The sequence below is a fragment of the Nonomuraea deserti genome (assembly GCF_004348685.1).
GTDB lineage: Bacteria > Actinomycetota > Actinomycetes > Streptosporangiales > Streptosporangiaceae > Nonomuraea > Nonomuraea deserti.
Map to the genome: position 1 here is coordinate 1 of NZ_SMKO01000224.1, position 15,738 is coordinate 15,738.

Sequence of the window (15,738 nt, forward strand, 5' to 3'; positions counted from 1 at the left end):
GCGTCCATCGCGTCTCCCCTCTCCTCCGCGTCCGACGCCCCCGTGTCCGCCCCCTCCGCTGCGTCTTCGTACGAACAGGATGCCGCCGGCGCAGCGCTAGGGGAAGGCGCGCCGACCCCCTCGACACCGACGACCGGATCGACGGGCGGCCCCGGCAACGAGCCCCCTCCTCCACCCGGGAAGACCGGCACCGATGGGTCCCCCGGGATCGGCGCCGAGGCTGCCCACGGGATCCGCGGCGAGACCGGCGGTGCGTGGCTCCACAGGACTGCCCCGGAGACCGGTGGCGAGGGGGTCCAAGGGGGCCGCGCGGTGACCGGCGGCGAGGAGTCCCTGAGGGCAGGGCCGCGTCGGCCGGGGGACGGGAGTGCCGCCGGTCAAGCCGGGGATGCAGGGCGGCTCACGCCGGAGGCCGACCCGTTGCGCTGGGCCGGGGCTCTGCTCGACGCCGCGCGGGCGGTCGTGGAAGGCGCCGCCGAGGAGCAGGCCGCGGCCGGCCAGGCGCTGCGTTCGGCCCGCCTCCGTCACGAAGCGGCCGCCTCCCTCGCCGACCGCCGGCGCCGCCACGCCGAGGCGCTCACCCTCCGCCGCACCCTCGACGAGCGCGCCGACGAGAGAGCCGACCTGCAGGCCATGCTCGAGGACGCCGCCAGGGCCGACCGCGTCGTCCCGCTCGTCACCGCCGTCAGGCAACGCGCGGAGGCCGCCGCCAAGGCCCGCACCCTGGCCGCCGACGCCCTCGCCCGAGCACGCCCCCTCCTGACCGCCACTCCGGCCGCCCCCGACACGGAGCGGCTGACACCCGGCGCCCGCCCTTCGCCGGGACGGCACACGAACCACACGCCCGATCCGGTACGCCAGGGCGACGGCGCCGCGGTCCCCGGAGGAGATCAAAGCAGTCCGCCGGTGTGCGCGGCAGGTGCGGCGGGGCGACCCGGCGATGCGCTGCCGGGATCGAAGGTTCCGTCGGTCGCCGAGCTGGCGGTGCTGGAGCGCGAGCGGCAGGCCGAGATCGCGCGGCTGTCGGAGCTGCTCACGGAAGAGGCCAGGCTGTCGGTGGTCAGGCGCGACCTCCTGCGCGTGGAGGGGGAGCTGGCCGCCCTGGTCGAGGCCGACGAGTCCGTGACCGAGCGGCTGGCCGTCCTGCCCGGCCTGATCGAGCGGGCCGAGCGCGTGCTCGCCGAGGCGCGGACGGACGCCGCCAGGATCCCGGCCGCGCAGGCCGTACGCGACGCCGCCGCCCATCTGATCGAGATCGACGACGAGCTGGCCAGGCTGGCGGCCGAGCTGGTCGAGCTGTCGGAACGCGAGGCCGAGGTGTTCGCCGCCCAGGCCGAGCTCCCTGGCCGGATCGCCGACGCGAACGCGGCCCTGGACGACGTACGCGCGCAGGCGGCGGCCATCCCGGCGGCGGCCGCGAGCCTCGACGCCGCCAGGGTCGCGCTGGAGGCCGCGCACCGCCGCGAGAGCCTCGCCGCGGAGCTGGACGCGGCCGTCGCCGCCCATCAGGTGCTGGTCGACCAGGCCCAGACGCTGCGGGAACGGTGGCTAGACCTGCGTCAGGCCCGCATCGACGGCATGGCGGCGGAGCTGGCCCGCGACCTGGCCGACGGGCAGCCGTGCGCTGTGTGCGGCTCCGATCACCATCCTGCTCCTGCCGCTCCCGCCCCGAGCGCCCCTTCGGCCGACGACGAGCACGCGGCCGAGACGGAACACGAGGCCGCCCTCGCCGAGCGCGAGGCGGCGGAACGCGCGCTCGCCTCGCTGGAGTCCCGGCACGCCGACGCGGTCGAGGCCACGGGAGGCCTGGACGTGGCGGAGGCCGAGGAGCAGGTGCTGCGGGCGGAGCAGGAGGTCGCCCGTCTGGAGGCGGTGGCGGCCCGTGAGCCTGCCCTGGCGGACGCGCGCGACCGTGTCGAGACCGAACGCGAGCAGGTCACAGACCGGGCCATGGAGATCGCGGAGGCCCTCGCCGCGCACCGCGCTCACCTCACCCACCTCCACTCCGAACGCGCCCGCCTCCGGACCCGCCTCGCCACGACCGGCGTCGCCGGACCGCCCGGACGAGCCGATGCCCCGCCGACGGCCTCCGCCCCTCCGGCTCCAGGCGCCGCGCACAACGACCCCGTAGCGCCGGCGGTGGCCGGTGGTCCCGCGGGTCCGGGTGCCGAGAGAGGCGACCCGGCCGCCGGGACACATCCGACCGGCCAGGGCACCGTTTCGAGGGAGGGGACGGACGACGGTGTCGGCAGAACCGGGGAGCGCCTGGAAGACGCGGGGGCCGGGCCGGTGACGGGTGATGAAAGCTCTGGTGGCGCGCTGGAGGTCGGTGGCGCGGTCGTGCTGGCCGAGGCCGAGAAAGAGTTGCGGAGGTTGCGGGAGTCGGCCGGACGGGAGGACGAGCTGGCCAGGGAGGCGGCGCGGCTCCATCGTGAACGGCAGGCCCAGGAGGAGGAGAGCCGCAGGGTCGGCGCGAGGCTGGCGGCCTGCCGTACGAGACACGAGGAGCTGAGCGGCGACGCCGGGAGGCTCGGGGCGCGGCTGGACGCGGCGCGGGGCGGCGACCCGACCCTGACCGCCCGCCTGGCCAGGCTCGGCGACGAGGTCGAGCTGCTGCGAGAGGCCCGCGAGGCCACGCAGGCGGCGGCCGCGGCCCACGACGAACTGGCCAGGGCCAGGCAGGCGGCGGCCGAGGCGGCGGCCGAGGCCGGGTTCGTGGACGTGGCGGAGGCGGAGGCGGCGGTCAGAAGCCCGGCCGAGCGGGAGCGCAAGGCGGAGCTGCTGCGCCGCCTCGACGACGAGCACGCCGCCGCCACGAGCACCCTGACCGATCCCGAGCTGGTCGCCGCCGCCGCGGAACCCGCCCCCGACCTGGCCGCGATCGAGGCGGAACGCGACGCCCTGGAGGAGGCGCACACGCGGCTGTCGAGCGTTCGCGACCGGGCCGTGGCGAGGGTGGCGCGGCTGGAGGAGCTGTACGGCGAGCTGGCCGGCCATCTCGAACGCTGGCGCCCCGCCGCCGACCGTCACCGCCTGGCGGAGCGGCTGGCGGCGCTGGCCGGCGGCACGTCCAGCGACAACCGGTGGAGCATGAGCCTGTCGTCGTTCGTGCTGGGCGAGCGGCTGCGGCAGGTCGTGGACGCCGCGAACGAACGCCTCGACCACATGTCGGGCGGACGCTACCTGCTACGCCACGACCTGCGGAAGACGGCCGGGTCCCGGGCCCGCTCCGGCGGCGGGCTGGGGCTGCGCGTGGCCGACGGCTGGACCGGCGTCGACCGCGATCCGGCGACGCTGTCCGGGGGCGAGAGCTTCATCACCTCGCTCGCCCTGGCGCTGGGGCTGGCCGACGTCGTCACGGCGGAGGCCGGCGGCGCGGAGCTCGGCATGCTGTTCGTGGACGAGGGCTTCGGCACGCTCGACGAGGACACGCTCGACAGCGTCCTCGACATCCTCGACGGGTTGCGCGACGGCGGGCGGGCGGTGGGCATCGTCAGCCACGTGGCCGAGCTCAGGTCCCGGATCTCCGCCCAGCTCAAGGTCACCAAGACCCGCACCGGATCCACCCTGGCCTCGGTGGGCGTCGGCTGAGACCGCCCGTCTTGCCCGCCCCGTTTCCCCGGAGCGCCCGGGGAACGGTCTCACGAGTGGCTGAAACCTCCGGAGCGGCTGAGACATCGGGCGGTTGAGGCCTCCGAGCGCTGACGCCCGCGACCAGGTACGGCCTCGCGAGCGACTCAGGCCTCAGCCCGGTGCCGGGCGGGGCTCACGCCCCGGTGCCCACGGGGACCGGGCGGGCGACGGCGGCCAGCCGGGCGGCCACGCGGGACAGGTCGAGCTTGTTGGCCTCCTCGACCCGGGCGACCGCCGCGGCGGGCACCGCGGCGATGCCGTTGAGCGCGCCCGCGACGGCGGCGGCCATGCAGCCGACCGTGTCGGAGTCGCCGCCCGCGGTGGCCGCGGCGACCGCGGTCTGGAACGGGTCGCCGCCGGCCGCCACCAGCAGGCCGATGGCCGCCGGGCAGGCCTCGGCCGCGGGCAGGCCGGTGCCGATGACGGAGGCGATCCGCTCGATGGCGTCGTCCAGGTCGCGGGACTGCACGGCGAGCGTGACGGCGAGGTCGATGCGCTGGGCGACGGAGGGGCCGGGGACGTGCCGGCCCTGCGCGCCGCCGAGGGCCTCGCCGAGTTGGGCGCCGCGCCGCGCCGCCCGTACGACCTGGAAGAGGTCGGCGCCGTCCACGCAGGCGGCGGCGGTGGCGGCGGCGATGGCCGCGGCTCCGGCGACGCCGATGTTCGTGTGGTGACTCGGTACGCACGTCAGGTGTGCCGCGCGGACGGCGCCCTCGACGTCCCCGGGGTGCACCAGACCGGCAGGGGCGACCCGCATGGCGCCGCCGTTGCTGGTGCCCTCGCTCATGATGCGTCCCGCCTTGCCCACGTCCCAGGGGTCGTCTCCGGCCTTGAGGCGTTCGATGGCCCGGCGCGTGGTGGGGCCGGCGAAGTGGGGATAGTAGGCGGGGTTGCCGGACCAGCCGATGAGCAGGCGCGCCATGACCTCGGGGGTGACCTCCCCGTCGTGCTCGATGAACGCTTCGGCGAGCAGCAGCATCTGGCTGGAGTCGTCGGTGATCTGGGCCGGCCCGCGCCCGACCGCGTACGGCGCGTCGGGCAGCGGTGCGTGGAAGCTCTCGACCCTGCGGCCGAACAGTTCCCGGATCTCCGGGATGGAGCGTTCCTCGGTGGGCGCGCCGAGGGCGTCGGCGATGCAGGCGGCGGCGAGGCTGCCGTGGATGCGGTCGAGCAGTGTGGTCATGGGATTCCTTGTGGACGGGGTGCGGCGTCGAGGGTGACGTTCCGCAGGGATGTCTCGAGGCCGGTGCCGGCGTCGAGGTAGGCGCGTGAGCCGAGGCGGCTGACGCAGAGGGAGGCGGTGGCGACGCCGGCGCGCAGGCTGTCGGCGAGGGAGTGTCCGAGGACCCAGGACCCGGTGAACGCCCCGGCCAGGGCGTCTCCGGCGCCTGTGGTGTCCACGACCTCGACCGCCGGCCCGCGCGCGAGCCAGCTTTCCTCCCGGGTGTGGCAGGCCGCGCCGTTCCGCCCGCCGGTCACCACGACGGCGGACGCGCCGGCGGAGATGAGCAGCGCGGCGCAGCGTCCGGGGTCGCCGCCGGCGAGCACCTCGACCGCGCCCTGGTTGCAGAACACGAGGTCGCTGGCGTGGGCGAGGGCGCGCGCCTCGTCCAGGCGCCCGGTGACGGCGTCGGGTTCGAGGTCCACGGCCACGGCCGCGCCGCACGCGCGGGCCCGGGTGGCGAGGTCGAGCGCCCAGTCCAGGTCGTCGGCCAGCGGCGCGACGACCCGCGCCGTACGGAGCAGGTCGTCGGAGACCTGTCCCGTGGCCGGGATCTTGACCTCGGTCACCGCTCCGACGAGGGATTTCTCCCCGGTGTCGTCGAGCTGGACCACGCAGAACCAGGTGTGCCCGCCGGCGACGGTGACGCTCGCGGAGACGTCCACGCCGTGGGCGGCCAGCCGGTCCAGCGCCTGGCGGCCGGGCTCGTCGGAGCCCACGGCGGTGACCAGGCCGCTGCGGGCTCCGGCGAACCGCGCGGCGGCGGCCAGGTTGGCGCTCATGCCCCCGCCCTGGATGCTCAGCAGCCGCCCGATCGCCTTGCCGTCGGCGGTGGCGATGTGGGGCACCCGGACGAAGTAGTCGACGCTGGCGTCTCCCACCGCGAGCACGTCGAGCGGCCGCGGGCCGGTGCCGGTCATCCGGACGCCCTCCTGCCGATGAGGTTGTTCAGCAGGGCGGCGCCGACCAGGACCAGGCCGAGGATGCCGGTCTGCACGGAGTTGCCGACCTGGGCCAGCTGCAGCCCCCAGGACAGCACCACCACGACGGCGAGCGCCAGCAGGACGCCGCTGAGGTGCCCCCGCCCGCCGAAGATGTGGATGCCGCCGAGCACCGCGATGGTGATCGCCTGCAGCTCCATCCCGGTGCCCGCGCTGGGCCGGGCCGTGAGCAGCCACGCGTTGGTCACCACGGCGCCGAGCGCGGCCAGCGCGCCGGACGCGCAGTACAGCCGGAACCTGAGCTTGTTCACGTCGATCCCGGCCAGGGCGGCGGCCCGGTCGCTGGTGCCGATCTGGTGCAGCCGGCGGCCGAGGGCGGTGCGGTTCTGCGCCCAGATGGCCAGGGCGAACATCGGCGCCAGCACCAGCAGCACCTGGGCGGGGACGCCGAGGATCGCGCTCTGCCCGAGGGCGGCGAAGCCCTCCCGGCCGAACCCGCCGAGCTGGCCTCCGTGGGTCAGCACCTGGGCGAGCGCGCCGTACAGGAAGAGCGTGCTCAGCGTGACGATCAGCGGGGGCAGGCCCAGCCGGGCGACCATGAAGCCGTTGACGGAGCCGAGCAGCGCGCCGAAGGCGACGGTCACCAGCGCGGCCAGCCACGGGCTGAGCCCGAGGTTCTGGGCGAGCAGGCCCATGACGATGCCCGACAGGCTCAGCGCGGACCCTACGGACAGGTCGATGCCGCCCCGGCCGCCGAGGATGACCAGGGACTGGCCGAGGGCCAGCAGGCCGATGACGGCGCCGTACTGCGTCATCGCCAGCAGGTTGCCCACCTCGAGGAAGTACGGCGACAGCAGGCTCATCAGCGCGCCGAGGGCGACGACGAGCACGGCGAGGAACACCCTGCGGTCGCTCACGCGGTCACGCAGCGACCGCCGGGGCAGGGCTCCCGTTGTCATTTCTTCGCTCCGATCCGCTTGTCGAGGGTGCGCCGGGTCAGCACGTCGAAGGCCACCGCGAGGGCGACGGCCGCCCCGACCAGCACGCCGTTCCACAACGGCGGCACGCCCATCAGGACGACGCCGTTCTGCAGCAGCGCGATGAAGGCCAGGCCGCCGAGGGTGCGCAGCACGCCGCCCTCACCGCCGAGGATGCTGGTGCCGCCGACGACCACGGCGGCGATCGCGGGCAGGGTGAGCTCGTTGCCGGCCGTGGCCTGGACGACGCCCACCCTGCCCACGTAGATGAGCGCCGCGACGCCGACGAGGGCGCCCACGAGCACGTACGCCGCGAAAGACGTCCGGCCGACGGGCACCCCGAGGAGGCGCGCGCCCTCGGCGTCGTTGCCGATGGCGAACAGCCGCCGGCCGAACACCCGGTGCCGCAGCACGTACGCCAGCACGCCGAACACGGCCAGCACGACCAGGCCCACCAGGGGGACTCCGCCGGCGCGGGCCGGGCCGAGCGCCGGCACGACGGGGCCGGCGAAGACGTCGGTGCTGTCCCAGAGGATGAACAGCACGGTCTTGAAGATGGCGGCGGTGCCCAGCGTGGTGATGATGGGGGAGATCCGCCCGCCGACGACCAGGCCGCCGTTGATCGCGCCGAGCGCGCCGCCGAGCAGCACGGAGATCACGACGACGAGGGGCGGTGGCATGCCGGCGACGAAGAGCGTGGCGCCGACCCACGCGACCACGCCGAGCATCGGCCCGACCGACACGTCGATCCCGGCCAGCAGGACGACCAGCGTCACCCCGGCGGCCAGCAACGCCAGGTCGGCCGAGTTGATCACCACGTTGGCGAGGTTGGCCGCGGACAGGAAGCCGGGGGCGGCCACCGTGAAGAAGATCACCTCCGCGACCAGGAGGATCGGCAGCAGCGCGTTGCGCAGCAGGACCAGCATCCGCGCGGAGGGCGCGAACGCGGAGGGGACGGTGGTCGTGGTCACCGGTGCACCCCCATCGTGGCGCGCAGCACCGCGTCCTCGGTCAGGTCGTCGCCGCTCAGCTCGGCGGCCATGCGGCCCTCGCGCATGACGTAGACGCGGTCGGAGACGGCGAGGAGCTCCGGCAGGTCGCTGGAGACGACCAGCACCGCGGTGCCGTCGCGGGCGACCTCCACCAGGCGCTGCTGGATGTCGGTCTTGGTGGCCACGTCGATGCCGCGGGTCGGCTCGTCCAGGATGAGGATCTTGGGTTCGGTGGCGAGCTGCCGGGCGAACAGCGTCTTCTGCTGGTGGCCGCCGGACAGCCCGGTGACGGGGAAGGCCGGCGACGGGGCCTTGATGCGCAGCCGGTCGATCCACGAGGTCGCGAGCTCGCGCTCCTCGGCGCGGCGGATGACGCCGAGCCGGCCCAGCAGCTCCGGCAGCTTGACGGCGGTGATGTTGCTGAGGGTGTCCATGCCAGGGAAGATGCCGAGCGTCTTGCGGTCCTCCGGCAGGTAGGCGATGCCGCGGGCCATGGCGTCGCGGGGGCCGCGCGGCGTGTGCGGCTCGCCGTCCACCCGCATGGTTCCCGCGCTGGGGCGCAGCACGCCGAAGACGGTCAGGGCCAGCTCGGTACGCCCGGCTCCGACGAGCCCGTACAGGCCGACCACCTCGCCGCCGCGCACGGTCAGGTCGACGTCCGACACCGCGCCCGGCACGGTGAGCCCCGAGGTCTCCAGCATGACCCGCCCGGGCCGGGCGGGGGAGCGGCTGATGGCGGCGTTGACCGGTCTGCCGGACATCATCTCCAGGATCCTGTCGTGGTCGGCCTCCGAGGCGGGCAGGTCGCCGGCGAGCCTGCCGTCCTTCAGGACGATGAACCGGTCCGCGACGTGCTCGAGCTCCTCGAAGCGGTGCGTGATGTACAGCACGCCCACGCCGGCCTCGGAGAGGCGCTGCACGATGAGGAACAACCTGCGGACCTCGGCGTCGGTCAGGATCGAGGTGGGCTCGTCCAGGATCAGCACCTTGGCCTCGACGTCGACCGCCCGGGCGATCAGCGCCAGCTGCTGTTCGGCCAGGCTGAGCGCGTCCATGCGCCGGGTCAGCAGCTCCACGGGGACGTCGAGCCGCCGGAACAGCTCCTCGCCCCTCCCGCGCATCCGGCGCCAGTCGACCTGGCCCGCGCGGTCGCGTGGTTCGCGGCCGACGTAGAGGTTCTCCAGCACCGACAGCCGGGGGAAGAACGACGGCTCCTGGTAGACGACGCTGACGCCGCCGGCCAGCGCGGTCCCCGGCGAGGCCGGCCGGTGGGGTGCGCCGTCCAGAACCATCTCGCCGCCGTCGGGCGGGTACACGCCGGCGACGATCTTGATCAGGGTGGACTTGCCGGCGCCGTTCTCGCCGAGCACGGCCAGCCGCTCGCCGGCCCCCAGCGTGAAGCCGACGTCGGTGACGGCGGCGGTGGCTCCGAAGCTCTTGGACAGGCCGGACACCGAGAGGATGGGCCGCACGTCGCTCCTAGTAGTCATACTGGGCGATGTTCGCCTTGGTGAAGACCATCGGCGGGCCCATGACGAGCGTCGTGGTCGCCGCCGAGTACTCGACCGGGTCCTTCAGGCCCGGCACGGTGTTCTTCGCGGCGAACTCCTTGCCGTCCAGGAGTTGCTTCATCGCCCAGACGGTCAGCACGCCCAGGTTCGGCACGTCCCAGAGCACGGTGGAGGTCATCACGCCGGACTCGACATACGTGCGCGCCGTCCGCGGCGATCCGAAGCCGGAGACCGCCACCTTTCCCGCCTTGCCGGCGTTCTGGACGGCCTGCGCCACTCCGGGGACGGCGGTCGACGGCACCGCGATGATCGCCTTGAGGTCGGGGTAGGCGGTCATGAGGTCCTGCGCCTCTTTGAGCGCCTGCGCGGTGTCCGTGGTGTAGCGCACGCCGCCCACCAGCTCCAGGGCGGGGTACGTGGACTCCTGCCGCTTGCGCGCCTCGGCCACCCAGCTGTTGAACGTCTGCGTGTCGGCCGCTCCGGACACGATGCCGTACTCGCCCGTGCCGCCCATCGCCTTGGCGATCTCGTCCATCACGGTCGCGCCGAGCGCGGCGTCGGAGGCCTGCTGCACGAACACCTGGCGTTCGCTGTCGGGCGCGTCGGCGTCGGAGGTGATCACGACGATGCCCTTCCTCCGCGCGGCGGCGATGGCCGGGTTCATCGACCGGGGGTCGAGCGGGGACACCGCGATCGCGTCGTAGCCCTGCTGGACGAGGCTGTTGAAGATGCGCAGCTGCTCGGTCGCGTCCGCGGTGGAGGGCCCCGCCTGGGTGTACGACATGCCGAGCGACTGCGCCGTCTTCTCCGCGCCCTCCTTGAAGGCGGAGAAGTAGGGTACGCCCTCCACCTGGGAGACGAAGGCCACCTTCGGCCCTTCGCCACCACCGGTGTCGGGGGCGGCGCTCTGGCCGGCCGGCCCTCCCACGGTCGAACAGGCCGCCAGGGCGACGGCCGTGAAGACGGCCACGAGCCCGGCACTGATGTTTCGCATATCGCTTCCCGAGGAGACGAACTGACAGGTCTGTAGGCGCGCCCCGTATCCGCCCGATGCGGCCACCGTAAGAATTAGTACCAATGAGTGTCAAGAGTTGTAGGTACAAATCTGGATGTTGTTGGTATATGTTGTGCATGGAGCTGGTTGACTGGTACTTCGGTCTGCGCCGGGTTCGCGAGCGAGGGGAGATGGGCCCGCATGACCAAGCGCCATGCGCACGAGATCGTGGCTGATTCGCTGCGCACGCACATCCTCGAAGGCCGCTACAAACCAGGGCAGCGCCTGCCGTCCGAGGAGGCGCTCACCGACGAGTACGGCGTCAGCCGCAACACCGTGCGGGTGGCGCTGAACCACCTCGCCGCGGCCAACCTCATCACCCGGCGCCGCGGATCCGGCAGCTACGTCAACTCCGATCTCGGCATCAGCCACTCCCTCGGCAACCTGCGCAGCTTCACCGTGCTCCTGCGCGACCTGGGCCTGCAGCCGGGCATCACCGAGGTCGAGGTGCGCCCCGACCCCAGCCCTCCCCTGGAGATCCTCGGGTTCCTCCCCTCCGAGGTCGCCTGGCTGGTCCGCAGGGTGCGGACGGGCTCGGGCTCGCCCTTCGCCCTGCTCGACTCGTGGCTTCCCGACCGCATCGGCTCGCGGATCGACCCGGAGGCCCTGACCCGCCGCCAGTCCCTGTACGCCTCGCTCGCGGAAGACCTCGACATCAAGGTCGCCGAGGCCACGGAGAGCATCCACGCCGAGGCCGCCGACGAGCGCGAGGCCCGCGTCCTCGACGTCCCGGTCGGCAGCCCGATCATCGTCATCAGGCGGTGGACCTATGACCGGGCGGGCAGGCCCGTCGAATACACCCGGTCGGCCGCCCGGGGCGACCGCTACCGGTACGTGGTCAAGCTCCGCGCCTGACGGCGGGCTCGCGCACGGCGTCGCGCGCACCGCCTACAGCGAACCGGGGCGCCGCGACCTCGGTAAGGCCCGCTCGACGACGGGCGGGCGTGCGCCTGTCAGCGGCGATAGCGCAGCCAGACCAGGCCGCCGGGCAGGGCCTGCGCGGCGACGAGGGTGAGCGCGGAGGCGACGCGGCCCGCGCCGTACCAGAAACCGGTGGTCTGGCCGGCGGCCAGGCAGGGGTGGACGAGCAGGCTGATCTCGTCGACCAGCCCGCCGGCCAGCAGCGCGCCGATGAGCGCGCCCCCGCTGTCGACCCGCACCACCTCGACCCCGTCGGCGCGGCGGAGCGTGCTCAGGGCGTCGGCGAGGTCGACGCGGTCGGCGCCGGTGACCAGCTCGCGCACCTGCCGACCGGGCGGGCGCGGCGGGGTGTTCCCGGCGTGCAGGGCGATGACGCCGGACCAGTGGCCGGCGTCGCGCAGCGCCTCCCACGCGCTGACCCGGCCGCGGCCGTCGACGACGGCCAGCAGTGGCCCGCCCTCGGCCGGGCCCGGCAGCTCGGCCCCCACCAGGGCCGGCTCCTGGGCGAGAATGGTGTCGGCCCCCGCCAGGGTCAGGTCTTCGTCCCAGCCGCGGGCGAGCTCGTAGAACCGGGCGACGTCGGGCTGGAACCCGGTGGTCGCCCCGTCCGCGGACACGGCCACATGCGCCACCACGTAGGGACGTCCCGAATCTGAGGACATGCCGCCACGGTACGGCGCGCCTGTGACAGTTTCCTCAGTCGAGTGAGGTGATCAACCGCGGCAGGGCGGCCGGGTCGTGGAAGAGCGTGGCGCCCAGGCCCGCGAGGCGGTCGGCGGGGGTGAAGCCGCCGGCGTAGGCCAGGCAGCGCATGCCCGCGCTCATCGCCGCCGTCACCCCGAACGGGCTGTCCTCCACCACCACGCACCGCTCCGGCGGCACTCCCATCGTGTCCGCCGCGTGCAGGAACAGGTCGGGCGCCGGCTTGCCCCTGGCCACGTCCTCGGCGCTGAACACCCGCCCGTCGAACCGCTTGGCCAGCCCCGTGAGCTCCAGGCTGCGGCGGATGGTCGCGTGCCGGCCGTTGGAGGCCACGCAGACCGGCACCGTGAGCTGGTCGATCGCCGCCTCGATGCCCTCGATGGCCCGCAACTCCGCCATCATCGCGGCCCGGTGCTCGGCGTCAAGCCGCTGTCGCCAGCCCGGCGGCGTCTCGCCGACCTGCTCGGCCCAGTATTCGTTGGTGCAGCCCACGAAACGCTCGGCGTACTCCGCCTCGTCGATCGTCCAGCCCAGACGCCGCAGCGCGGCGGTGCCCACACGCGTGGAGATGGGCTCGCTGTCCACGAGCACGCCGTCGCAGTCGAAGATGACCAGGTCGATGGCCAAGCCGGCTCCTTTCCCCGAGAGATCCGGCTACGAACCTATCTGATGTGACATAGCGCCAGGTGATAGCGTTCGCGTATCGCTTCACAAGACGCCCGTCCGCATAGTGAGACTCGCATGACGACATCCCCCCAGACCGCGACCCCCAGCAGGTCAAGGGTCGCGGCGGCCAGCCTCATCGGCACCGCGATCGAGTTCTACGACTTCTACATCTACGGCACCGCCGCGGCCCTCGTGCTGAACGCCGCCTTCTTCCCCGGCCTCGACCCGGTGGCGGGCACCCTGGCGTCGTTCTCGACGTTCGCCGTCGCCTTCATCTCGCGCCCGCTCGGCTCGGCGGTGTTCGGGCACTGGGGCGACCGGATCGGCCGCAAGTCCATGCTCGTCGTGTCGCTGCTGGTGATGGGCCTGTCAACGGTGGCGATCGGGCTGCTGCCCGGCTACGCGGCGATCGGCGTCATGGCGCCCGTGCTGCTGGTGCTGCTGCGGTTCACGCAGGGCATCGGCCTCGGCGGCGAGTGGGGCGGCGCGGCGCTGCTGGCCACCGAGCACGCGCCGCCCGGCAAGCGCGGGCTCTACGCGATGTTCCCGCAGCTCGGCCCGTCGGTCGGGTTCATCGTGGCCAACGGGCTGTTCCTCGTGCTCGGCGAGACGCTCAGCGACGACGCGTTCGGGAGCTGGGGGTGGCGGCTGCCGTTCGTGGCGAGCCTGCTGCTCGTGATCGTCGGTCTCTACGTACGGCTGAAGATCTCCGAGACGCCCGTCTTCCAGAAGGCCATGGACCAGCGGCGCATCGCCAAGGTGCCGTTCGCGGGGCTCATGCGGCACCAGTGGCGGCGCGTGCTGCTCGGCGCCGGCGCCATGACCATCGCGTACACGCTCTTCTACACCGCCACCACCTACTGCCTGGCGTACGGGACCAACGTGCTGGAGATCCCGAAGACCACGATGCTCGCGCTCACCATGATCGGCGTCGTGTTCATGGCGGCGGGCACCGTGGTCTCGGCGATGGTCTCCGACCGGCTGGGCCGCCGCCGCACGCTGATCGCGGGCACCGGGGCGGCCATCGCGTGGGGGCTGGTGATGTTCCCGCTGATGGAGACCAGGTCCGTCTTCCTCGCCGGGCTGGCGCTGGCCGGGGCGCTGGCGCTGATGGGCTTGATCTTCGGGCCGATGGGGGCGTACCTGCCCGAGCTGTTCAGGACCGAATACCGCTACAGCGGCGCGTCCGTCGCCTACAGCCTCGGCGGTGTGCTCGGCGGCGCGGTGCCGCCGCTGGTCGCCACCGGCATGCAGGCCGGCGGCATGGGAGTGATGGCGGTCGGCGGGTACGTGTCGGCGATGGCGCTGCTGAGCCTGCTCTGCCTGCTCGCTCTGCCCGAGACGGGCGACGAATCCCTATAAAACCAATAAATCGAAGCATCTAGCCCGGTAATGTGTTGCTCATTAACACGGCGGTCGAAACAGAGCCGTGGCGCCCACGGCCGCGCTGACTTTTCGGGCTGACTCCCTAGGCCGGCGCGGCCGGAACGCCTCAGACGCTCTCGTAACCCGGGAAGAGCAGGGACAACTCCCGCGGATACGCCCCGATCAGGCGTAGCTCGTCGTCCGTGAGCGGTCTGCCCGTCATCGCATTGCAGAGCTGCACCAGCCGGAAGGCCAGCTCCCCGTCGGGCGTCTCGACCCCCAGCCCGTCCATGACGTGCCCGAATCCGGCCTTGCCGCCGTACTCGCCGGTCAGCACCACCCGCCCGTTCCGCGCGTGCCAGTCCTCGGGGAACGGCCCCAGCGTCGCCTCGTCGTACAGCTCGTAGTTGCCGTGGTCCTTCAGCGCGCCGTCGGCGTGGATGCCCGACTCGTGCGCGAACGCGTTGCGCCCCACCCCGACCTGGTTGTACGGCAGAGGCTGGCCCAGCGCGTAGCTCGCCCACAACCCGAACCTGCGGGCCCACGACAGGTCGAGCGCGTCGCCGATCTCGGCGTCGAGCCCGAAGCCGTGCTCGAAGGCCAGGATGGTGGAGAGCAGGTCGGCGTTGCCGGACCGCTCGCCGATGCCGTTCACGCACGTGTTGATCCACGCGTCCTGCCCTCCGTCGAGGTCGCCGAGGGCGCCCGAGACGGAGTTGGCCACGGCCATGCCGAGGTCGTTGTGGCAGTGGGTCTCGACCGGCATCGCGGTCGCCGAGGCCAGCTTGGCGAAGCGCTCGCGGATCCGGCCGGGAGTGTCGCCGCCGATCGTGTCGCAGTAGCGCACCCGGTCGGCGCCCGCCTCCTTGGCCGCCAGGGCGAACTCCAGCAGGAAGGCGTCGTCCGTACGCGAGCCGTCCTCGGCGTTCACCCCCACGGTCAGGGCGCCCGCGTCCTTGGCCACGCGGACCGCGGCCGTCATCTCCCGGATGATCGCCTCCCTGTCCAGGCGGCCGCGGAACTTGTTCTGGATCATGTAGTCGGACGTCGAGATGGACAGGTTGTAGTGCCTCAGCCCGAGGGGCGCCGCCTTCTCCACGTCCTGCGGCACGCCCCGGCACCAGCCGGACAGCCGCAGCTCACCGAAGGCCCCGGCCTCGGCCAGCGCCACCTGCGCCCTGACGTACGGGACCTCGTGGAAGAGGAACGGGAAACCGATCTCGGACTGAGCCACGCCGAGCCTGGCCAGATAGAAGTTGACCATGGTCTTGCCGAACTTCGACAGGCCGGTGCGCGCGGTCTGCACGCCGTCCCGGTTGGTCACATCGAGGAAATGAACGTTGGGCATGCCCTCACGTTGACACGGTTGCTCAACGTGGATCAATATTGATTTTCGTCAATATGCCGGGAGGGCATCCCGCGATGGAGTGGATCGACGCGGCCACGGCCGCCGAACGGCTCGGCGTCAAACCCGCCACGCTGTACGCGTACGTGAGCAGGGGGGTGCTGCGGCGGCGGCACGGCGACGACGGGCGGCGCAGCCTCTTCTCCGCAGAGGAGGTCGAACGTCTCGCCCGCCGCGGCCGCCCCCGCAACCGGCCGCCGGAGCTCGTGATCGAGTCGGCCGTCACCGCCCTCGGCGTCGACCGGCCCTACTACCGGGGGCGCGACGTGCTGGAGCTCGCCGGGGCGAGCGACTTCGAGACGGTCGCCACGTGGCTCTGGACCGCCGACCCCGCCCTCTGGCACCACCG

The 15,738-nt window shown here is 73.3% G+C and carries 13 protein-coding genes; 4 read left to right on the forward strand and 9 right to left on the reverse strand.

All coding sequences use genetic code 11. The features are described from left to right. Nucleotides 1-312 precede the first annotated feature (312 nt). Nucleotides 313-3,591, forward strand: coding sequence for an SbcC/MukB-like Walker B domain-containing protein (locus E1292_RS43960; RefSeq protein WP_246090755.1), 3,279 nt, complete (start codon nt 313-315; stop codon nt 3,589-3,591). A 175-nt stretch (nt 3,592-3,766) separates the two neighbouring features. Here E1292_RS43960 and E1292_RS43965 read toward each other — a convergent pair whose 3' ends face one another. The 6 genes from E1292_RS43965 to E1292_RS43990 are packed head-to-tail and all read right to left on the reverse strand — an operon-like array spanning nt 3,767 to nt 10,270. Further along, nucleotides 3,767-4,816 (reverse strand): ADP-ribosylglycohydrolase family protein, encoded by a 1,050-nt coding sequence (locus tag E1292_RS43965; RefSeq protein ID WP_132605593.1) that lies wholly within the window; start codon nt 4,814-4,816, stop codon nt 3,767-3,769. Beyond that, a complete protein-coding gene (locus tag E1292_RS43970; RefSeq protein ID WP_132605595.1) occupies nt 4,813-5,775 on the reverse strand; it encodes a carbohydrate kinase family protein in 963 nt (320 codons plus the stop codon). The genes E1292_RS43965 and E1292_RS43970 overlap by 4 nt, the downstream gene beginning before the upstream one ends. Continuing rightward, nucleotides 5,772-6,755: an ABC transporter permease gene (locus E1292_RS43975; RefSeq protein WP_132605597.1), complete on the reverse strand. Its 984-nt coding sequence runs from the start codon at nt 6,753-6,755 to the stop codon at nt 5,772-5,774. The genes E1292_RS43970 and E1292_RS43975 overlap by 4 nt, the downstream gene beginning before the upstream one ends. Beyond that, nucleotides 6,752-7,744, reverse strand: a complete 993-nt coding sequence (locus E1292_RS43980) for an ABC transporter permease (RefSeq protein WP_132605599.1) — start codon at nt 7,742-7,744, stop codon at nt 6,752-6,754. The genes E1292_RS43975 and E1292_RS43980 overlap by 4 nt, the downstream gene beginning before the upstream one ends. After that, nucleotides 7,741-9,237, reverse strand: a complete 1,497-nt coding sequence (locus tag E1292_RS43985) for a sugar ABC transporter ATP-binding protein (protein WP_165975051.1) — start codon at nt 9,235-9,237, stop codon at nt 7,741-7,743. Before E1292_RS43985 ends, E1292_RS43980 begins: the two co-directional genes overlap by 4 nt. 7 nt (nt 9,238-9,244) lie before the next feature. Further along, a complete protein-coding gene (locus E1292_RS43990; RefSeq protein WP_132605603.1) occupies nt 9,245-10,270 on the reverse strand; it encodes an autoinducer 2 ABC transporter substrate-binding protein in 1,026 nt (341 codons plus the stop codon). Between the two features lie 201 nt (nt 10,271-10,471). Here E1292_RS43990 and E1292_RS43995 point away from each other — a divergent pair, with 201 nt between their 5' ends. Beyond that, nucleotides 10,472-11,185 (forward strand): GntR family transcriptional regulator, encoded by a 714-nt coding sequence (locus E1292_RS43995; RefSeq protein WP_132605605.1) that lies wholly within the window; start codon nt 10,472-10,474, stop codon nt 11,183-11,185. Nucleotides 11,186-11,283: 98 nt separating this feature from the next. Here the strand turns inward: E1292_RS43995 and E1292_RS44000 are convergent, their stop codons facing one another. Next, nucleotides 11,284-11,913, reverse strand: coding sequence for a dihydrofolate reductase family protein (locus E1292_RS44000; RefSeq protein WP_132605607.1), 630 nt, complete (start codon nt 11,911-11,913; stop codon nt 11,284-11,286). 34 nt (nt 11,914-11,947) lie between these two features. Next, nucleotides 11,948-12,580 (reverse strand): HAD family hydrolase, encoded by a 633-nt coding sequence (locus E1292_RS44005; protein ID WP_132605609.1) that lies wholly within the window; start codon nt 12,578-12,580, stop codon nt 11,948-11,950. Nucleotides 12,581-12,694: 114 nt separating this feature from the next. Between E1292_RS44005 and E1292_RS44010 the strand changes: the two genes are divergently transcribed. After that, a complete protein-coding gene (locus E1292_RS44010; protein WP_132605611.1) occupies nt 12,695-13,981 on the forward strand; it encodes an MFS transporter in 1,287 nt (428 codons plus the stop codon). Between the two features lie 130 nt (nt 13,982-14,111). Here the strand turns inward: E1292_RS44010 and E1292_RS44015 are convergent, their stop codons facing one another. Continuing rightward, a complete protein-coding gene (locus E1292_RS44015; protein ID WP_132605613.1) occupies nt 14,112-15,332 on the reverse strand; it encodes a hydroxymethylglutaryl-CoA lyase-like TIM-barrel protein in 1,221 nt (406 codons plus the stop codon). Between the two features lie 74 nt (nt 15,333-15,406). Between E1292_RS44015 and E1292_RS44020 the strand changes: the two genes are divergently transcribed. Continuing rightward, nucleotides 15,407-15,738, forward strand: a 332-nt coding sequence (locus E1292_RS44020; RefSeq protein ID WP_132605615.1) for a helix-turn-helix domain-containing protein, incomplete at its 3' end; no start/stop codon positions are given.